The 20708-nt window shown below is 39.7% G+C and carries 22 protein-coding genes and 1 tRNA gene; 6 read left to right on the top strand and 17 right to left on the bottom strand.

Translation table 11 applies throughout. The features are described from left to right. The gene (locus CXF95_RS07240; protein WP_198556521.1) at positions 1-1578 is read right to left on the bottom strand and encodes a peroxidase family protein; all 1578 of its coding nucleotides are present in this window, start codon (positions 1576-1578) and stop codon (positions 1-3) included. Positions 1579-1844: 266 nt separating this feature from the next. Here CXF95_RS07240 and CXF95_RS07235 point away from each other — a divergent pair, with 266 nt between their 5' ends. After that, positions 1845-2375, top strand: a complete 531-nt coding sequence (locus tag CXF95_RS07235; protein WP_101198070.1) for a hypothetical protein — start codon at positions 1845-1847, stop codon at positions 2373-2375. 245 nt (positions 2376-2620) lie between these two features. Here the strand turns inward: CXF95_RS07235 and CXF95_RS07230 are convergent, their stop codons facing one another. Then, positions 2621-3700: a metalloprotease gene (locus CXF95_RS07230; RefSeq protein ID WP_101198069.1), complete on the bottom strand. Its 1080-nt coding sequence runs from the start codon at positions 3698-3700 to the stop codon at positions 2621-2623. A gap of 1106 nt (positions 3701-4806) precedes the next feature. Between CXF95_RS07230 and CXF95_RS07225 the strand changes: the two genes are divergently transcribed. Next, complete coding sequence (locus CXF95_RS07225) at positions 4807-5463, top strand: hypothetical protein (protein WP_101198068.1); 657 nt, start codon at positions 4807-4809, stop codon at positions 5461-5463. 154 nt (positions 5464-5617) lie between these two features. Here the strand turns inward: CXF95_RS07225 and CXF95_RS30455 are convergent, their stop codons facing one another. The 4 genes from CXF95_RS30455 to CXF95_RS07205 form a co-directional block, all read right to left on the bottom strand. Beyond that, positions 5618-5779 (bottom strand): hypothetical protein, encoded by a 162-nt coding sequence (locus CXF95_RS30455; protein WP_232787702.1) that lies wholly within the window; start codon positions 5777-5779, stop codon positions 5618-5620. A gap of 472 nt (positions 5780-6251) precedes the next feature. Then, a complete protein-coding gene (locus CXF95_RS07215) occupies positions 6252-6494 on the bottom strand; it encodes a hypothetical protein (RefSeq protein ID WP_232787701.1) in 243 nt (80 codons plus the stop codon). Positions 6495-6543: 49 nt separating this feature from the next. Beyond that, complete coding sequence (locus CXF95_RS07210; RefSeq protein WP_101198065.1) at positions 6544-7050, bottom strand: hypothetical protein; 507 nt, start codon at positions 7048-7050, stop codon at positions 6544-6546. Continuing rightward, positions 7043-7459, bottom strand: a complete 417-nt coding sequence (locus CXF95_RS07205; protein ID WP_101198064.1) for an inovirus-type Gp2 protein — start codon at positions 7457-7459, stop codon at positions 7043-7045. Before CXF95_RS07205 ends, CXF95_RS07210 begins: the two co-directional genes overlap by 8 nt. A 115-nt stretch (positions 7460-7574) precedes the next feature. On the opposite strand from CXF95_RS07205, the gene CXF95_RS07200 reads away from it, so the two are divergent. Further along, a complete protein-coding gene (locus CXF95_RS07200) occupies positions 7575-9176 on the top strand; it encodes an IS1634 family transposase (protein ID WP_101197774.1) in 1602 nt (533 codons plus the stop codon). A gap of 521 nt (positions 9177-9697) precedes the next feature. On the opposite strand, the gene CXF95_RS07190 is transcribed toward CXF95_RS07200, so the two are convergent. From CXF95_RS07190 to rlmE, 11 genes are all read right to left on the bottom strand, one after another. After that, entirely contained in the window at positions 9698-10132 is a 435-nt protein-coding gene (locus CXF95_RS07190) for a hypothetical protein (protein WP_101198063.1), read from the bottom strand. Then, on the bottom strand, positions 10125-10394 hold the full coding sequence (locus CXF95_RS07185; RefSeq protein WP_101198062.1) for an AlpA family transcriptional regulator: 270 nt from the start codon (positions 10392-10394) through the stop codon (positions 10125-10127). The genes CXF95_RS07190 and CXF95_RS07185 overlap by 8 nt, the downstream gene beginning before the upstream one ends. Positions 10395-10477: 83 nt before the next feature. Continuing rightward, positions 10478-11377, bottom strand: coding sequence for a hypothetical protein (locus tag CXF95_RS07180; protein WP_101198061.1), 900 nt, complete (start codon positions 11375-11377; stop codon positions 10478-10480). Next, positions 11374-12618, bottom strand: coding sequence for an integrase domain-containing protein (locus CXF95_RS07175; RefSeq protein WP_101198060.1), 1245 nt, complete (start codon positions 12616-12618; stop codon positions 11374-11376). The genes CXF95_RS07180 and CXF95_RS07175 overlap by 4 nt, the downstream gene beginning before the upstream one ends. Positions 12619-12783: 165 nt before the next feature. After that, positions 12784-12868: transfer RNA gene (locus CXF95_RS07170), tRNA-Leu, on the bottom strand. A gap of 14 nt (positions 12869-12882) precedes the next feature. After that, complete coding sequence (gene secG, locus CXF95_RS07165) at positions 12883-13275, bottom strand: preprotein translocase subunit SecG (RefSeq protein WP_101198059.1); 393 nt, start codon at positions 13273-13275, stop codon at positions 12883-12885. Positions 13276-13284: 9 nt separating this feature from the next. Continuing rightward, positions 13285-14031 carry a triose-phosphate isomerase gene (gene tpiA / locus CXF95_RS07160; RefSeq protein ID WP_101198730.1) on the bottom strand — a complete coding sequence of 249 codons (747 nt, stop codon included), beginning with the start codon at positions 14029-14031 and terminating at the stop codon, positions 13285-13287. A 109-nt stretch (positions 14032-14140) separates the two neighbouring features. Next, positions 14141-15481: a phosphoglucosamine mutase gene (gene glmM, locus CXF95_RS07155; RefSeq protein ID WP_101198058.1), complete on the bottom strand. Its 1341-nt coding sequence runs from the start codon at positions 15479-15481 to the stop codon at positions 14141-14143. Continuing rightward, on the bottom strand, positions 15471-16310 hold the full coding sequence (gene folP / locus CXF95_RS07150; RefSeq protein ID WP_101198057.1) for a dihydropteroate synthase: 840 nt from the start codon (positions 16308-16310) through the stop codon (positions 15471-15473). The genes glmM and folP overlap by 11 nt, the downstream gene beginning before the upstream one ends. A gap of 83 nt (positions 16311-16393) precedes the next feature. Beyond that, entirely contained in the window at positions 16394-18346 is a 1953-nt protein-coding gene (gene ftsH, locus CXF95_RS07145; protein ID WP_101198056.1) for an ATP-dependent zinc metalloprotease FtsH, read from the bottom strand. Between the two features lie 84 nt (positions 18347-18430). Beyond that, a complete protein-coding gene (gene rlmE / locus CXF95_RS07140) occupies positions 18431-19060 on the bottom strand; it encodes a 23S rRNA (uridine(2552)-2'-O)-methyltransferase RlmE (protein ID WP_101198055.1) in 630 nt (209 codons plus the stop codon). Between the two features lie 107 nt (positions 19061-19167). Between rlmE and yhbY the strand changes: the two genes are divergently transcribed. From yhbY to CXF95_RS07125, 3 genes are all read left to right on the top strand, one after another. Next, on the top strand, positions 19168-19464 hold the full coding sequence (gene yhbY, locus CXF95_RS07135) for a ribosome assembly RNA-binding protein YhbY (RefSeq protein ID WP_101198054.1): 297 nt from the start codon (positions 19168-19170) through the stop codon (positions 19462-19464). Between the two features lie 118 nt (positions 19465-19582). Beyond that, positions 19583-20380 (top strand): SAM-dependent methyltransferase, encoded by a 798-nt coding sequence (locus CXF95_RS07130; protein WP_101198053.1) that lies wholly within the window; start codon positions 19583-19585, stop codon positions 20378-20380. A 45-nt stretch (positions 20381-20425) separates the two neighbouring features. After that, positions 20426-20635 (top strand): hypothetical protein, encoded by a 210-nt coding sequence (locus CXF95_RS07125; RefSeq protein WP_101198052.1) that lies wholly within the window; start codon positions 20426-20428, stop codon positions 20633-20635. Positions 20636-20708 lie beyond the last annotated feature (73 nt).

The raw sequence follows: 20708 nt of genomic DNA, 5'->3' as shown, positions 1-20708 counted from the left end.
CTATTCTGGATGCCAACTTTCTTGGGTCATACCAATAAACTCATTGTCACCAATATTGCCATAATGCCGTTTTAGGATATCCGATAAAGTTGAAGTTTTTTTAATTGCTGCCCAACCAACAGTTGAAAACGTGTTTTCATTAAAAACATGCTCAGATAAAAGCGGGTTGGTGAGTGCCTGTGAAAAAGCATCTATAGCCACAAAACGCAGAATCAACTCAGGTAATGGGGAGTTTTTCTGTCTATCTTCAGCAAAAAGTCCTATATAAAAATCGATATTATCAACCGATGAATAATGGTTTTCCAAAAACTCGATAACGTTTGGGTTAGACGATACCTCGTCAAACCTCTTCTTTTTGGGCAAAGACACATAAGCACGATAATCATTATAGGTTGCAAGCCTTGCCAGTCTGCCCTGATCTATTGCCTGCTTCTCTACTCCTAGAAGAAAGTTAGCCGTATTAAAGCTGCCTAATTCAGCGGCGGCTTGATTGCTCATATCCAACATTCCTTGTCGTAGACCATAATCAACCAAAGGTTTATTATTCATAAAAGCCCTCGACGGAGAGTAGTCATCACCGTTCCAATTCATATTTTCGGGTATCAACGAATGCCACCGATACAACAAACTAAATTCAGTGGTTATCCAATTAGGTTTATTCCATTTTGCATTCCATGCAACGCTAGGATCAGCCTTGAGATTAAATTCAACGGGTGAAATATGATTGATATAATCTTCAACTACGATTTTAATAAACAGTACTATCACAATATTTCTGGCAGTTTGAAAAATCTGTTCATCATCCCAATCAGGGTGATCGATTTCTATTTCCTCAGCAAGCCGATTATGTTCCCGCAAAAACAACGTGTTAATCATAGTGACCTGTGGAGCAGAGTTTACCCTATCACCACCAACTGCGAATATAAGTGCCTTTTGCTGTGCGTCCTGTATCTTGCCAATACCCAATGGTGGATCAAGTAATTTGAATTCGGGATCTGTCAAGTTTCCTTCAATGTCATACAAGTAAGGTGAAAACGCTTCATCTTTCAGAAGTTGAAATTTCAAACGCCCTTTTTGTCCCTTTTCTTCGCTTTTAACTCGTAATGCATCAGTTTGTTCTTGAGTTCGTCCGTACAATGTACACAGGTCGATCTGATGATTGGACGTGTTTTGTAATCTTACTTGCGCCGTGTCTCCCGCGTTTTCGCTAGGCATGCGGGTGCGGATAAAACCATCCGTTAAATATTGTGCAAAGGCTGGGAACAAACAGGTCGACTTTTTAGACATTCGCTGTGGCTGCTCACCTCGGTTAAATAGCTCCGTAAGCACAAGAGTATCTGGCAATTTTCTTTGACGGCTATCAGCGGGTAAATGCCTGGCACTCCACTTTTTATCTGTCAATGAAACCCAAGAAACATAGTCATGCACAGTACTCCATGGGTGTGGACGAGTTCTTGCACTATTAACGGTTAGGTTTATTGCGATTTTATTGGCAATTTTACCAAGCCATGACCATTTGTTAAGACGATCCATTAAAAATTTAGAATTAATCAGTTTATCTTTTAGAGATGTAAACATAGCCGTGCTCCTTGTGGACAGGACGGATCCTTTACCCTCACTGAAGACCTTATCTGATATCTACAGGAAACTGCAGCGAGGTTGTTAAATTTATAAGTGACCTAACCAAGGCCGACAAACTCATCCATCACTGCTAGGATGCAGAATAGCTAGGGGGAGGCAATAATTTACCTTTATATATTCTGCACCAAACAGCGATGAAATGGAAGCTGTCAACGATAGGGTTTAATCTAAACTGCTGACTAAGATTATGGCTGGCAATTTTGGTGGCTGGATTGTTATCTTGGATCGCCAGTGCCTTGATCCACATGCTTATTAAGTATCACAATGCAGATTATAAAGGGCTTTCTAATGAAGAAGTCGTATCCACTGCACTGGCAGAAAAATCACCGGCACCCGCGCTTTATACCCTGCCCTATTGTAGTAATATGAAAGCAATGGGCGCTGAGCCGATGAGAAAAAAATTTAATGACGGCCCCGTTGCGATGATCACTATTATGCCCAATGGCATGCCTCCTATGGGCAAGCTTTTATCACAGCAGATACTCTTTTTTATCTTTGGGTCGTTCTTAATAGGGTACTTGGCGAGCATTTCGATTACCGCAAATACAGATGTTATGATGGTGTTTAGGCAGGTCTTCATTGCCTCGTTTCTGACTTACGGTTGGGCACAAATTTCTTATAGCATTTGGATGGGTCAACCTTGGTCAAATTGTATTCGGTATTTGATTGATGCCTTGATTTATGCAGCAGTTACCGCGGGAACGTTCTCATTTTCATGGCCTAATTTGAACTAGCGTGACAATGCTTAAAGTTGATATGATATTGAGGAAGATTATGACAGCAAGCTGCCAATCTATAGTTATTGTCATCGGTCAAAAGTAGATATTAGCCTTATACAAATGGTACCACTTCGAATAAATTTGTCTGGCGCCACAGAAATGGCTTTCAACGACCTTCCCCTCACCGCAGGTCCACAATCCGCTGCAAAAACATTCACCATAGATTAACTATCTCCTAATAGTTTAGAGATGGGGTCACATTAACTACTCAATATTTGAAGGGGTAATGACAAAGCACCGTTATCTGTTTGACCCACAATCCAAATAATGGCACTTAAGCCACCCAAAGTGATGACATACCACAAAATAGAAACGATTTGTGCATATTGGTTAAGGGGCAATAGCTCACTTAGATGTCGGCGTTTATATTCAAAAAATATTTCCACACTACCTATGGCAAGTAAAAAACCTAACAAAGCCAAACCAAAGTGATAACTGACATAAACACCTAACATGGCTCCCAATGCACAGGCGACTATGCCTACACGAGAGTTAATTGAAAAAGCAATACTTTTAAGTACGTGGCCACCATCTAAAGGCAATACAGGTAACATATTAAATAAATTGAGCAGCGCATTAAATACCGCTAAACCTGCGAGTACTTCTATATCGGTAAGCCAATATCCGACTAAACAAAAAATAGACAATGTCAAACCAAAAAATGGCCCCATAATTGAAATGACAACATCTTGCCAGCGTGTATTAATTTTGTCGTCGCTGAGGGCTAAACCTCCCACAAAAGGAATAAGGTAAATACCTTTGGTTTTCAGACCAAAGTACTTCATCGCCTTGATATGACCGTATTCATGAAATACCAGGCAACATATCAGGGCAATGGCAAACTCAATAGAAAACAACCAGCTATAAGCGGCCAAACTGCCTGCAGCAAATAACACTTTAATAACCTTGGCACTTTTAAACAGTTTTAAACCCAGCCCCCCCATACCAATAAAACTAAATTTCATCGGTTGTTTTTTGCCTTGGATGACTTGCCTTTGCTCTATATCTTTTTCAGTAAGGGTATTTTCATGCAATAACTCATCATTAACTAAAAGCTTGAATTGCAGTTCAAAAGGCTGCCATTGCAAAGCACCATTGAGCTTCACTTGCAGCTCGCCTTGCTCACCTTGTAGAGAAAATTGATGTGAAAAGTGTTCATTGTCGGCACTGGCACTCATTTGAGAAACGCATTGCTCCCCCCAAAACAGCTGTTGCCACCCAGCCATTGAACCGTCTAACTTAAGTGTTTTACCTAAACACTCTACTGCTAATAATTGCACTATATAAACTCAACAAATAAAACCACGCCCGATTATTGCTATATTTATTGATGGGACAAGGTTTATCGAAATTAAATGTTAAAAAGCAGATAAATACAGTGGATAGCTAAAAACTAAAAGCAAAAGAAGTTGAACCACAGAGAAAATCGAGAGCACGGAGGAAGAATCAAGAGCTGAAATGTCAGGGCAATTTATCTTAATTTGGACAGGACTACATTCAGTAAAATAAATTACCGATAGATTGAACTAATACAGCTATTCCCCCTCTGACTATGTAGTTTATGTGTGTGTTCTCTTTTTAAGCCTGATGATTTATCAGGCTTTTTTTTGCCCGCGATTTAACTGCACTTAATCAGTAGTGACCGTCACGCGAAATTTAGTGGCTAGATAAAAGTAGTAAATAGCTAAAGATGTTGAACCACAGAGCACGCCGAGATCACTGAGAAATAATCAACAGACTACGATGACTGTCCTATTAGTTTCTGATGACTATTAGTTTCCTATTAGTTTCTGTCCTATTAGTTTCTATTTAAAAAATAAATTTGCCAGATGATCGGTGCTATAGATCCGGGATAGGCCAGTCCGGCGGATCCAATGGGATGGAGAGACTCGAATTAACGACATAAGATATTGATTACAATGTAAATTACTTAAAAAACAAACCCATAGTGTTACCACCAGTGTTACTAAAAAACAAAATCATCTTAATAATCACTGTCTCCAAAGTGCCACAAAGGCAGCTTATCTGTTTACGTGTGACCCCTATAAAATCTTCACTGTGCTCACTGCCGCACAGGCTGCTTAGAAACGTCTATTTCCAGCAAGTACACACGGCAACATATCTACAGTAGGACCAATGAAGTTTAATGATAAGTTTTTTTGGATTTTCAATACCTACATTTACCAACAAAAAAGCAGGATGAAACCGTTATCAACATGTTCATATTTGTTAACCCTGGACAGTCTCCCTTTTTCTCTGCCCAGCCATCACTACTTATTGACCACCACAATTAATTTGAGTATTATTTTTGCCTTAGCCACGAATATTTTAATAATCTCTGCTGTATTAATCTCAATGGAATTGTTTTTATTAAAAGGACACCAATATGATAATCAAGCTAAAACGGCTTGCTCAGGCTGGCACAATCTTATGTGCTTTAATACTAAGCGGATGTGTGTCGCAAGCTGATATTCAAAAAAGCTTTGGACAAATGTATAACGTCCCCACGTCAGGAGTCTCTCAGTTTGACAAAACAAAATTCATACGTGTATCAAAAATGTTTTGTTCAAATATAGTTGCTTTTGAGTTATATCAAGATACACCTAAACATAATAGAGGTACTATTCTGTTAGATGCCGGCACTAAAACAATAACAAATATTGGTAACGGCAAAGCTTTACATATAAAGATTGATGGCAAAATACATTCGTTTGAATCAACAGATATAATCACTGAACACGATGAACACATCTATGATTATGGGGTTACAACACCGTTCTCGCATAAAACCTTCGTTATTCCTGAGCCAGTTATTCGTGAAATAGCATTATCAAAAGAATTTTTAGTAAAACTAAATTTATTAAATAATACTTATGTTGAAGGTAAATGCTCACCAGAAACCTTAACAGAATACAAAGCAGCCAACCAAAATTCATCGTGGTCAAAAGATGTTACACAAGAACATATAGATACATCTAATAAGATAACTGCTTTATATGGTTTTCGGAAATTTGTCACTATGATGGACTCTACAACATGGTAAGCACAACAAACGCTTAAAGGCCAAAGAGGTTCCGGTATTTTCACCGTATCCAAGCATCTAAGTTCAGCGTTTCTTAATTCAGTTAATGAGCGTGGCTGTCCTGTTAGTTCCTGCTTATGTTTGGCTTTTACAAGTCGTTTAATGTAGTAACCTACTAAAGATATTCCATAAATTGATCACCAAAAGTTGTTTTCATTTGAGCAATTGCCATAGGCCAATATTGCTTTTCTAACTCATTTATCTTATTTCTTTTTTGCTCAAAAGTTTTCCAGCGTATCCATTTAGGTTTAGGCCAGTAAGTTACTTGCTCAAACATATTGTTAACATCAGGCCAGTTATGCCCCCACAATTCTTTTCTAAGCTTTCTAATGCGCCTCATTAGTCTTTCTTTTGGTCGTTCGCTTTGGCTAGCGTAATTTAAGCCTATACATTGCCTACAAGCATACGCGTATTTAATCGCGTATAGATGCTGCCGTTGTTTTTGGCAGTATGGGCAAGTTATGTATAGTTTATTACTTGCGCTGCTGTGATCGAGCTTGAGGGCTATTTGGTGAGGCTTTTCGTTTATTGTAAATGTTATAAATCGAAAGCTATTTTCATTTTCTGTTAAGGCCAGTTTTCGATGTTCATCGCTAAGGTAGTCAGAGTTGAGCGAATAGCTACCTATTGGCTTTGTGAGTAGTGATTTAAATATATTGGCATGGATGCGATGATATTCACCAGTGTACGCCCTGCTTTGTGTTCTGCCATAGTGGTGGCCTTTAGGCATTATTTTTTACTCCGAAAAACTACAACGAAAAAATATCGTTTTCGCCAGTTTCGTTTCGCGCTGTACATACGCTTACTTGCTTAATAGGCGCACAAACAAAAGGCATAAATTTAGTTAAGAAGTTTAATCTTTGAACAGGATCTTTTATTTCTGAAAGAGTAGTTGGAAGGTTAGATAATTCATGTTGAATAGCTTGGTTAATTAGATGCCTTATATTTCCACTCATATACTTACTTTTAGGTGCTTCAGTATTTGTTGCCACGCTTAAAACCCACTCAATATTGTAATGATAAGTTTACAGTATACCATTTTTATCTTGTGCGAAAAACAGGCTTTAATTGTGGGTTATTGATAGCGATAATTGCTTGAGCTATTAGCAAGGCTCGCTCAATCCCAATCTCATCGACAATACTTTGACCTGTAATAATTGGATTATTGTTTAGTTTAACCTTAAGTACTCTTCGACGGTCTTTAATGCCAGCCTGTTTCAATGCTTCGCCTAAACTCAACTCTCCACCAGCGGCCTTGAATGCTAGATTATGGTTTTTAGATAACAACTCAGTTAAATATTTAAATTCGGATTTTTCTTTCTTCGTAAATAAATATAGAGCATTCCTGTCTATGCTATGAATGTCTTCACCTAAGTGAGAATAATCGACATCAAATTTATCAAGTTGAGCTAATACCTTAAACCGTTTAACTGGGTCTCTTGACGATATAAACATTAATTGAATAATCTGTGCCTTAGTCATCCCAGGCTTAATAGTGATTGCGGGTAAATAACTTTGGTTGTCGTTTTTGATATCTGTATTATTCATGGTTATTCATCTCATTATTAATTTGTCTGGGTGCGGTGGCTCTTGGTTTTATGCGACTTGTACCATAGTTTTTTGTTTGATCAGGCTTGTATCCTTTGCCCCTAGCTTTAGCTAAGTAAGATATACGCCAGATAGCATCTTGTATCGTCTCATAGTCATTTCTTTTAACATTGTAATAGCAGTTGTCAGGGAAGAATTCAGAGCCGTCTAATTGCCGCCATACCTCTTTTACTTTGTTTGTTACCTCATAAGGGTAATTCACTTTGTGACCGTCAATCACTAGCGCATAATGATAGTGTTGTTTCTTGGCAGTCTCTAACTCTCTACACCACATAAAACCAACACGGTTTAAATTGTATTTACGTTTAAGCCATTTATGTAATCTACGATTAAAACTGTCATTCCGCACCTAAATTTAGAATTGAATTTGGTTATTAATTGACCACTTGATGTGGGTTTGTTAAAAACACCTTGACGCCGATCCCCAGTTTTGATCTATTACTCTCTTTTGAGAGCTATAAATAATGACTTACCCCTCCTCCAAATCCCTCGATCACCTTGGCCTTGTCGCTGGATTTTGTAAAGATATTCAACTTGCACAATACATTGATGATGCATTAGGTGGCTCTAATGAGCGTAAAGTCAGCTTTGGACAATTATTCGTGGCGATGCTACTCAATGGTTTAGGTTTTACCGGTCGCACTTTGCATATGTACAGTGAATATTTTGAAAGCAAACCGCTTGACCGTTTGCTCGGGGAAGGAATATCTGCCGATGATATTAATGACGATGCGCTTGGGCGATGTTTGGATGCACTTTACGACAAGGGCGTATCCTCTCTTTACCAAGGCATAGGCGAGCGGGTGGTCAATCATCTAGGGTTAGATTGCCAAGCGGTGCATCTCGACTCCACTAGTTTCCATTATGATGGCCAAGCCACACCAGTGGGTGAGTTTGGACACATTCGCATTGCCCAAGGCTATTCACGTGACCATCGCCCTGAGCTCAATCAGGTGATATTAAATCTCATTTGCGAAAACCAGTCGGGTATTCCGGTGTACATGAAGCCCGCCAGTGGCAACAACAATGATATGGAAGGCTTTAAACAGATTGTGAAGGCGCATATTGGTAGTTTAAAAGCGGCTCAAGCCAGCCGCTATTTAGTGGCCGATGCGGCGCTTTATGTCAAAGAAACGATTGAGGAATTAGACGCCCAAGGTCAATTATTTATCACGCGGGTGCCGCAAACACTGAGAGAAGCGAAGGCACTGGTTGCACAAGCCCCCACTTTACTGTTTACCCCTATTTCCCAAGGCTATGAAGGCGTCAGTTATGACAGCGAATATGGCGGTGTTAAACAAACATGGTTACTCATTCGCAGTGAGCAGGCTTACAAGCGTGAGCAACACAACTTAAACAAGCGCATGTTAAAAGCCGGCGAGCAAGCGCGAAAAAGCTTCAAACAGTTAAGCCAACAACGCTTTGCCTGCGTCCAAGATGCACAAAGCGCCATTGTAAAATGGCGAAGTAAACAAACCGTGTGTGATGTCAATGCCCGAGCAATTGAAGTGGCGGTATATGCAAACGCAGGACGACCTAAACGAGGCGAATTACCCACGCGCATTGAATATCAAATCACGGGCGAATTATGCACACCTCTGATATCACGCCAAACCGCTTTACAGCAACTCGGACTGTTCATTATTGCCACCAATGATGTCAGTGATGATTTGGATATGGCCAGTTTACTCAGCAGCTACAAAGCCCAGCAAAATGTTGAAAAAGGCTTTCGTTTCTTAAAAAGTCCCGACTTCCTAACCAGTGCCATTTACCTCAAGAAGCCAGAACGTATTGAAGCCTTACTGATGGTCATGACCAGTTGTTTAATGGTGTACGCCAGTCTAGAGCATCAAATCCGCAAAACACTCAAAGACAAGGCGTGTTACTTCCCCGACCAGAAAAAAAAGCCAAGCCAAACACCCACTGCTCGATGGGTTTTCCAATGCTTCGAAAATATTACAGTTCTGTATCAAGCTGAACACATTCCGCTGGTGATGAACTTAAAAGAACGACAACACATCATCATTAATTGCCTTGGTGATGTATACCGGAGAATTTATTCTTAAAGTGGGTGCGGAAGATCGGTTAAAAACCGTCATTATTTCATTATTTTCGGTGTACTCAATAACTCTCAGGTCAAACCGTATTATATGTATTTTGCTATGATGGCTTAACATGGCATCAACTTGGTTAATCATCGATTTAATAGCATGTGTTATCAAGCCACTACCTGCCGAATTTACCCACCATGTTTGGCCGTTTACTGTTACTGCTTTGTCTTTAGTTACATAAGGCATATTAATTTAATAACTAAGAGATTAAGGAAAGGATATTAATAATTACCTAGCCAAAAGTTAGCGAATACATACTTGTTGTATCTGGCTATATAAAAAGATGTGGTTTAAATGGTAATAATTTTCAGGGTAAAAAACCTACAAATAGTGACCAATAAAAAACAACTCCATATCCACAGCTTATGACAGGTATGTATCCACTAACTTAATTTCTCAGTTATACTCTGGTTATTGGCTAGTGGTTTAGCCGCTAAACTTCATCCACTAGCCAGTTCAAACGAAAGCCTACTTTGCTAACACTCAGTGGGCTTTTTACTTTCTATGCGCTGTTGATATTCTTTATCAGCTTCGGCTTTTTCTTGCTCTGCTATTTGAAGGCGCATAACCGCACTTTTACTACCGTAGTATGAGCGGTCTTTGTACTGCTTTCGGGCGATGGCTCTTGCGTCTTTGTCTTGCTCCCAATCACCAGAAAAGTGACGTTCATCAAGCCAATATAAGGCTTGTTTTTTACCGTTATATTCGCCTTGTTCTGAATGGATTAACCAATGCTGATAATATCCACCCATGAGTTGCTGAAGGTAAGCCCGAAAGCCACCACCTAATTCATTACATAAATAATCTCTAGGAGACTTTCCATTTTCATAGAGTGACTTCAGTAGTAAGTAAGCAGGGCTGTTAACCTCAGGGATTGAGCCATCTGGAGCAGTAAATAATAAATTATCCATGTTGCCCCCTAGCCGCTTTATTGCGTTGGTTGATTAGCTCTTGAACAAGCTGTTTGATTTGTTCAGTTGGTTGCCCCTCAATACGAGCTTGAATAACAGCTTCAACTTCTGATTTTACATAGGCGACGGCACGATAAACAATCGATATAGCAGGGCAAAATAACTCTGCTTTTTCGTCTAGTTGTAATGCGGATTTAGATCTAGCGGTTAATGCTAAAACTTCGGGTCTGCGGATTAAATGGTAGTGATTGTTAATAGTCATGTCAGTTCCTTATAGTTAACTGACCTCCTATTATTCACATATGTATAATGAGAGCAAAACAAAAAGCGAAACAAATATACTGGTTATTTGTCCGTCACTATTTGTTGTAAAATACTTATTAGATTAGATTCGATACTAGCTTTGGCATCAAAGTGCTCAACAATTAAGTTTTTAACTTGTTCGGTTTCGTAACCCAAACCAATTAGGCAGTATTGGGTGCTTAATCTTACATCTATCGTCTTTTTTAGTTTATTGTCTTTGGATATATTACTTTTCCAACGATCATATCCTTTTAGAAAACTATTTATATTACCTTCGTGAAAATACCTTAACGATGGGTTTTCTTCTTCGCTGGCATTGGCTAAATAACGAATAGAAAAGTCCTTTAAGTCAAAACTAGGCTCTTGAATTTCTCGCATTACACACCAGTGAAACTCAGAATAAACCTGTTTTGAAAACTTTCTTTTAGCGTAACTCCCAGCACGTTTAATAGGTTTTCCAAAAAAAACCTCTTCTAAAGTTAAAGTGCCTTTTGATAAGAAATATAGATTAAAACACTTATATAATGATAAAAGTGTTTCAGGTGCGGGGAATTCGCCATAAATCAGTTCGTCCATAAACAATTCCACTGGATTATCAATAATATAATTTGATTTGTCAGTCTGGTAATTTCTGACTCCTATCTTTGAATATTTACTTTCAAGAAGATCTAATTCATCAAAGCCTAAACTTTTATAGTTATTTAAGTCGTTAAGATTACTTGTGAAAGACGGAGTTAAATTATTTTCAAACAAATATTCACTAGTAATCAAGGGGGAGGTTTGATTGTTTTTTATTCGTTCAAAACAATTCCTGCTCCATTCAAACGAATTAAAATAATTACTCTTCACCAATTTATTATTTACTAAATCGAGGATTGTTGATTCCTCCATCGAGTATTCATCTTCTGCCCAGTCATATTCTTCTTCGTTATCGTGGCTCATCCTTGCCCCTTTAATTTTACTACAACATTTGTGTTTACTGATTTTCCTGTTTGAGCCTGTTCTATATGTTCAGACCACCAATACATCAATTTTTGCCTGCGTTCTAAATACTTGCTGCGGTTATATGCGCGCCTTACTTCATTTTCTTCTTGGTGGGCTAATGCGGCTTCAATAACATCACCATCAAAGCCTTTCTCATTTAACGTGGTGCTAGCTAGTGAACGCATACCATGAGCAACTAAACGCCCTTTAAAACCTATTCGCTGTAATGCCTTGTTAGCCCTTTCTGAGCCACTAGGCTGATTAGGATGCCTATCTGCTGGAAAGATATATTTGCGTTCACCTGTAAGCGGTTTAACAAGCTCTAGCAGGTTTAGTACTTGCTGTGTTAATGGCACTGTATGTTTAACTTTCATTTTCATGCGTTCAGCGGGTATTTCCCACAACATATTTTCAAAGTCTATTTCATCCCAACTGGCTTTTGCGGCCTCACTTGAGCGAACCATGGTATGTAATTGAAATTCTAATAGGCAACGCGTCACTAACGTTATATTTGAATAGCTAATAGCTTTCATCAATTCTGGTAATTCTTCTGGCTTAATCGTTGCCATATGAGTCACTTTGGGTGTGTTAAAGGCAGCACTAATGCCAGCAAGCGGGTTATGGTGTATACGTCCTGTATTAACAGCATGTTTCATTACTTCATTTAAGTGACCAATGGTTTTATGTAATGTTTCTAAACTGCCCTTTCCCGCTAATGGTTTTAGCGTTTTAATGACTTCTGGGGCAAGGATTTTATCTATTGGTCTATGGCCGATACTTGGGAATAGGTGGTTTTCAAAATTACGCCATAAACTTTTGGATGTAGTTTCAGCAATTTTAGTTTTTTTAACTTCGAACCAATCAAGGGCAATACTCTTAAGCGTGAAACCCATCTTGAGTTTTTCATCACTTAACTGATCATCACGATATTCTTTAGGGTCCATATTGTTGGTGAGTAATTCTTTTGAACTTGCGCGCTGTTTTCTTGCTTCAGCTAATGTTAGTGCGGGGTATTGACCTAAACTAAGATTCTTTCGTTTTTTAGTGATGGGGTGATAATAGTTAAATAGCCAACTTTTGGTGCCACTCGTTTTTACTCTAAGCTGAAGGCCTTCACCATCTAACAAGGTGTAATCCTTGTCTTTGGGCTTAGCTTGTTTAACTTCTGTATTTGTCAGTGGTTTGGTTATTTTAGCCATTTTGGTAACACCAGATTTAAAGATCCGTTTCAATGTTACCAAGGATGTTACTAAAAAAGCTGAATATTACAAACCGTTATTAATTCTCTTTGGACATAAAAAAACCCGAGAGCCTCATTTTAACTAGGCTTTCGGGTCTTTAAAGGTTCTCATAGAACCTGTGTATGGTGCGGATGGAGAGACTCGAACTCTCACGGCCTAAGCCACAGCCCCCTCAAGGCTGCGTGTCTACCAATTCCACCACATCCGCAATTTAACTTTTAATTAGTTTGGTACGTCGTCTTCTTTAGGTGCTTCTGTTAAAGGTACATCAGCATCAGGAGAAGCCGACATAGTCTGTTCAGTCACTGGCACATCTGAGTCTGCAGCTTGTTCAGAAGCGGGTACTTCTAGATTTTGCCATTCGTCTACTGACTTTTCTTTATCTGCTGTTTGATTTCCCAAAATCAGACTAATAACAAAAAACAGCGTCGCAAGTATTGCCGTTGTTCTCGTTAGAAAGTTACCCGATCCTGTTGAACCAAATACCGTATTCGAACCGCCACTGCCAAAAGAAGCGCCCATACCCGCTCCTTTTCCTTGTTGGATCAGAACAAAACCAATCAACATAACCGCTACAATCAAATAAACAATAACTAATATTTCGTAAAAAACCATGTGCTGCCTCTACTGATTTGCCGCTTGGCAAATACTTAAAAAATCTTCTGGATTTAAACTGGCACCGCCAATTAAACCACCATCTACATCTGCCTGAGAAAATAACTCTTGGGCATTGTTACCTTTAACACTGCCGCCATACAAAATAACTATATTGGCCGCAATGTTGTCATCTTGTTTTGCTAAATGTCCGCGGATAAAAGCATGCACTTCTTGCGCTTGCGCTGGACTCGCTGTTTTGCCTGTGCCTATAGCCCATATGGGTTCATAAGCTAACACAATATTAGCAAATTGGCTTATGCCAACTTTCAGCAATACTGCATCTAACTGCTCGGCGATATACTCGAATAATGTGCCGTCTTCTCGCACACTCTCAGGTTCGCCTACACATAAAATTGGGGTTAAATTGGCTTTTAAAACCTGTTCAACTTTTAACGCGACTAATTCGTTAGACTCATTGTTGTCTGCACGACGTTCAGAGTGCCCAACAATCACATATTGGCAGTTGAACTCATTAAGCATAGCGACAGATACTTCACCAGTATGCGCACCAGAGTCAAATTGGCTGATATTTTGTGAACCCAATTTGACTTTGCCATCAAATAATCCCAAATAAGGAAAAGGTGGACAAATCACCACATCCATATTATCAAGACTGGCAGCAGCAAGTTGAGCCTGCATTTGCTGAGCCAGTGCTTTATCGCCATTCATCTTCCAATTACCAGCGACTAACTGTCTACGACTATTTAATTGCACGTTTTGCTCCGTCATGTCTTTATAACACCAATAAAAAAGCGCGCGAGATATTAACTAACCCAATGACAATATACAAGTGCCTGAACCTATTAATGCTCTGTAAACCTGACTAATCGGTTACTTTACGCACAGCATCAGCAATATGTTCGGCCCAAGTACTAGAATCCTGCGCATCATTCGCTTCTACCATCACTCTAACAAGGGGTTCAGTACCACTTTTACGTAACAATACTCGCCCCCTGTCATCTAAGGCTTTTTCAGCCTCTAACACTGCTTGAATAACACCTATGTCTTCAAGTGGTTTAGTGCCTTCAGAAAATCTTACATTGATCAGTGTCTGGGGATATTTAGTCATACCTCGACTCAACTCGTTTAAGGTCATACCCGCATGTAACATAGCAGCTAAAACTTGCAGTCCTGCCACTATACCATCACCTGTAGAAGCTGCGGCCAGGTTCAGTACATGGCCTGAGCCTTCCCCACCAATTGACCAACCTTTTTGCTTGAGTAACTCCATTACATAGCGGTCACCTACTTTGCTACGCACAAATGGCACACCTAGAGTGCCTAGTGCCACTTCTAAGCCTAAATTGCTCATCACGGTGCCAACTACCCCACCTTGTAAACGCCCGCTTTTAAGAGCATCTCTGGCAATGATATAAACAATTTGGTCGCCATCAATCACATTACCTTTGTGATCAACTAACATTAAGCGATCCCCATCACCATCCAGAGCAAAACCTAAATCAGCTTTATTTTTGATAACACTTTCTGTTACCGCTTTCATTGACGTGGCGCCTACTTTACGGTTGATGTTCAAACCGTCCGGTTCAGTGCCAATCTCTATGACTTCTGCACCTAATTCACTTAGCACATTGGGTGCAATGTGATAGGTTGCGCCGTTAGCGCAATCGACTACTATTTTTAAACCTTTAAGTGATAATGAAGAAGGGAAATTACCTTTACAAAATTCAATATAGCGACCCGCTGCATCGCTAATACGTACAGCTTTACCCAATTTATCAGACGCGACACACTCCATAGGTCTGTCCATCTGCTCTTCTATGGCAATCTCAATGGCGTCATCTAACTTCATACCATCGGCAGAAAAAAACTTAATACCATTGTCGTAATAGGGGTTGTGAGATGCACTGATCACTATGCCAGCTTCAGAACGGAATGTTTTTGTTAAATAAGCAATAGCTGGGGTTGGCATAGGTCCAAGCAAACCTATATTAATACCTGCTGCTGATAATCCTGCTTCCAGAGCCGACTCCAACATATAACCTGAAATGCGGGTGTCTTTGCCAATGAGTACTTTATTGGTACCTTGGCCGGCTAAAACTTTACCTGCAGCCCAACCCAATTTCATCACAAATTCGGGATTAATGATGTTTTCACCCACTTTGCCGCGGATACCATCCGTACCGAAATATTTTCTATCGCTCATTATTATTCCTGCAAGCGTTAATCATGTTTATTATTTTAACAGCATCTACTGTCTCTTTAACATCATGAACTCTAATTATTTGTGCACCTTTTTGCGCAGCCACTGTAGCAACTGCAACATTACCAGCTAAACGTTGACCTATTTCTCGTTGTAACAAATGTCCAAGCATCGACTTACGTGACATGCCTGCCAAAACAGGTACATTTAATCTATGAAACTTTTCAAAGTTGGCTAACATTTGGTAATTGTGTTCAAGTGATTTTCCAAACCCAAACCCTGGATCAACAATAATTTGCTCCCCAGCAATGCCGGCTTTACGGCAAATAGCGATACGTTGCTGTAAAAATGCCATCACATCCTTAACAACATCTTCATAATGAGGATTTTGTTGCATCACTCTAGGTTGCCCTTGCATATGCATTAGGCATACAGGTACTTTGGCTGCAACTGCAGCTTCTAACGCGCCGTTTTCCTGCAGTGCACGTACATCGTTAATCAAGCTAGCGCCGGCATTAATTGCTTCAGTCATCACTTGAGCTTTACTGGTATCTATGGAGATAATAGTATCGAAACGTTGACATATTGACTCAATCACTGGGATAACACGATCCAGCTCTTGTTGTATAGAAACATCCTGAGCACCAGGTCTGGTGGACTCACCGCCTATATCAATAATGTCAGCACCTTCACTTAACATTAAGCCCGTTTGAGCAAGCCCATTTTCGAGCATATTGAAGGTGCCACCATCGGAAAATGAATCCGGTGTGACGTTCAATATCCCCATCACTCTAGGTGAAGATAAATCTAAACACTTATCTTTAAACTGCATAAACGCTCAATATTATTATATTTTGTATAAAAAAAACGCTCTGCTGAAGAATCAACAAAGCGTTTTGAGCACATCCAATAAACTTAGTTGGTTGCGTCGCCAGGATTACCTACATTAGGTTGAACTGGCTTGTCATCTTTTTTATCTGCATCGGCCACAGGTGCACCGCCAGAAGGTTTATCGCTATCATCTTTGTTATCACGTACCCAATCTGCTGGGGGTCTTGGCTCTATCCTTGCCATTAAATCATCAATTTGTTTAGCGTCGATAGTTTCGTATTTCATCAAACAATCTTTCATTGTCTCCAAAACATCACGGTTTTCGTTGAGGATTTTTTCAGCACGCTCGTAGTTACGATCGATTATCGATTTAATCTCAGCATCAATAGCTCGAGCAGTGTCATCAGACATATTCTTAGACTTAGACATGGTATTGCCAAGAAAAACTTCACCTTCTTCTTCAGCGTAAAGCATAGGGCCCATTTTCGAAGATAACCCCCACTGAGTTACCATCTTACGAGCAATATCAGTAGCACGTTCAATATCATTTGATGCGCCAGTCGTGACACCATCTTCACCTAAGGTAATGTTTTCAGCAATTCGCCCACCAAACAAGCTAGATATCATGCTTTCAAGATGTTTCTTACTATGACTGTATCGGTCCTGCTCTGGAAGATACATAGTCACACCTAATGCTCTACCACGAGGTATAATCGACACTTTATATACTGGATCATGCTCTGGTACCATGCGGCCTACAATAGCGTGACCTGCTTCATGATATGCCGTATTGGTTTTTTCTGCCTCTGACATAACCATGCCTTTACGTTCAGAGCCCATCATGATTTTATCTTTGGCTTTATCAAACTCATCCATGGCAACCACTTTCTTGCCTGTTCGAGCTGCAAACAAAGCGGCTTCGTTGACCAAGTTGGCCAAATCAGCACCAGAAAATCCAGGGGTACCACGAGCAATTAAGCTTGCTTCAACGTTGTCGCCTAATGGCACTTTACGCATATGTACTTTAAGAATTTGTTCACGTCCACGAATATCTGGTAAACCAACAGTCACTTGACGGTCAAAACGACCAGGTCTTAGTAAGGCTGGGTCAAGTACGTCTGGACGGTTAGTTGCGGCAATAACAATAATACCTTCATTACCCTCAAAACCATCCATCTCAACTAACATCTGGTTAAGTGTTTGTTCTCTTTCATCGTGACCACCCCCTACACCGGCACCACGTTTTCGCCCTACTGCATCAATTTCATCGATAAAAATAATACATGGAGCTGATTTTTTAGCTTGTTCAAACATGTCACGCACACGAGATGCACCCACACCGACAAACATTTCTACGAAATCAGAACCTGAGATAGTAAAGAAAGGAACTTTTGCTTCACCGGCTATCGCTTTTGCCAGCAACGTTTTACCCGTTCCAGGAGGACCAACCATCAGAATACCTGTTGGGATCCTACCGCCTAACTTTTGGAATTTAGTTGGGTCACTGAGAAAATCGACTAATTCAGATACGTCTTCTTTAGCTTCATCGCACCCTGCCACATCAGCAAAAGTGGTCTTAATTTGATCTTCTCCTAAAAGGCGAGCTTTGCTTTTACCAAAAGACATCGCACCTTTACCGCCTCCACCACCTTGCATCTGGCGCATGAAGAATATCCACACACCAATCAGCAATAACATTGGGAACCACGATATAAATATCGAGGTTAAAAGAGACGACTCCTCTGGCTCTTTACCAAAAACTGCTACATTGTTTTCAATCAACTCATCCATCAACGCAAGGTCAGTATAAGGAATAATGGTAGTGAAAGACTCACCATTACGTTTTACACCATTAATTTGCCCTGTATTTCTGTCGATAGTGGCACTGCTAACCACACCATTACTAACATCGCGCAAAAACAATGTGTAATCAGTATTGGTTGATTTTGACTCAGTGCCTGAAAAATTTTGGAAAACCGACATCAATACGACAGCGATAACCAGCCATAAGATTAAATTTTTTGCCATGTCGCTCAAGTTGTTAAACCTCTGTTGTTGCTAGAGTCTATTAGACTCTATGAATTGCGTCTCGCGCCTTGTTACTTATTAAAGACGAGACTACTATAATTTGTATCCTGTCGCCACCAGATAAACTTCTCTGGAGCGCGCTCGGGATGATTCAGGTTTTCTGGTTTTGACCATTTTAAAGGCTTTTTGCAACTCTTTCATAAATGGTTCAAACCCTTCCCCCATAAATACTTTGATCACAAAACTGCCATTTGCCTTCAAAACTTGGTGGCACATATCTAAAGCTAGCTCGCCTAAATACATTGACTTAGCTTGGTCTATTGCATCGTTACCACTCATATTTGGCGCCATATCAGACATTACTACATCTACGTTTTTGCCACCTATTTTGTTCAATAATTCATTTAAAACATTTTCTTCACGAAAGTCACCCTGAAGAAATGATACGCCTGCCAAGGGATCCATAGGTAAAATGTCACAAGCGATGACTAAACCATCATCACCCACCACTTTCGTGGCGTATTGTGACCAACCACCTGGTGCGGCGCCTAAATCAACCACTGTCATGGAGGGTTTAATCAAACCGTCTTTTTGTTGAATTTCTTCTATTTTAAATCCAGCTCTAGATCTCAGACCTTGTTTTTGTGCTTTTTGCACAAATTTGTCATCAAAATGTTCTTTTAACCAACGCTGGCTACTAACAGATTGTTTATTTTTGCTCATCGACCTGTCAAAAACACTGTATTCAAATTTGGATTAAGTGTGAGATGGCGCTAGAATAGCTCTTTTCAACCATCCATCTTTAATAAATTTGTAAGAAATACTAATCAATGACTTTATCAAACAAACAAAAGCAGCACCTAAAGGGCTTAGCCCATTCATTAAAACCAGTGGTTCAACTAGGCAACAATGGCCTTACTGAAGGGGTTTTAGCCGAAATAGACGGTGCTATTAAGCACCACGAATTAATCAAGGTAAAAATACCGACAGATGACAAAGAAGAAAAAACTTTAATCATGGATGCCATAGTCAGAGAAACTGGGGCCACCAAAGTACATGCAATTGGACATGTATTAGTTTTATATAAACCAAGCGATGACAGAAAAATAGAACTGCCAAAACGATAGTGTCAACATAGCAATAAATAGATCCCATAGATATCCACTGTGCGCATGCCCTTTGGCCAAAGGTTTAATAACCACTTGGTAGATTTATTTATCACTTTGAAACCTAATAAGTAGTGATATGCACGATTCGAATAAGACAGGCAGTATAGTCTGCGTAGGAACAGGTATGACGGTTGGTGCACATATAGCGCCAATCGCTCGCAGCCATATAGAAAATGCTGACATTGTATTTTTCGCTGGCCACCCTCTGATGGAAATGTGGGTAACAGAGATGAACTCAAACTTACATTCATTACAAGTGTTCTACGCTGAAGGGAAAGACAGGCGTATCACTTATAAAGAAATGGTCAATGCAATGATGACTGAAGTGCGAGCCGGTAAAAAAGTAGTGGGTGCCTTCTATGGTCATCCTGGTGTATTTGCATTGCCGCCACACAACGTTATAAAAATAGCGAAAAAAGAAGGCTATGCAGCGCATATGGTGCCTGGCATTTCAGCCGAAGATTGTTTATATGCTGATTTAGGCGTAGACCCTGGAAAAGTAGGCAGTCAACACTTCGAAGCCAGTCAGTTTATGTTTTATCAACGTCAAGTTGACCCCAGCGCTTATTTAATATTGTGGCAAGTAGGCATTGCCGGTGACAAGTCTGCGGCGAAATTCAGTACCGGTAAAGCTTACCGTCAGATTTTAGTTGAGTTACTTAATGAGAATTATCCTAATGAACATAAGGTGGCATTGTACGAATGCCCAACCGTTGCCATACGAGAACCAAGAATTGAATGGATAACCTTAGGTGATTTTATTGAAGCAGAATTATCTCTCATCACCACTATGTTGATACCACCTAGTCAAAAATTACTGAAAAACCAATCAATTATAGATAGACTCGCTTTGCTCGAAAAAAATGCCCATTAGTAGGTTTACACAAGCACTTTTCAACTTGATAAAAAAGGAACTATTTTGACCGCTATTACATTACTTGAAAAACTAGGCGCTGATGCGTCATTTGACCCAAGCCTTTTGAGTGCACAGGATAAAGAAACTCTTGAAGACATAATTAGTAAGGCGAATACTTTTAATGCAATAGAGCTCATTAGCGTTCCAGACGAAAAAGAGTCAGAAGAAAAAGAACCAGAAGAAGAAAAAGAGCCAGAAGAAAAACAGTCTTAAAAATACAACATGTTATTAACAAATTCAAAGTAAGGTTAAATTAAATTAATTTTTTAAGATTAATACTCCTATT

The organism is Paraglaciecola sp. MB-3u-78, from assembly GCF_002835935.1.
Taxonomy (GTDB): Bacteria; Pseudomonadota; Gammaproteobacteria; order Enterobacterales; family Alteromonadaceae; genus Paraglaciecola.
This window is presented reverse-complemented; position numbering and strand designations above follow the sequence as displayed.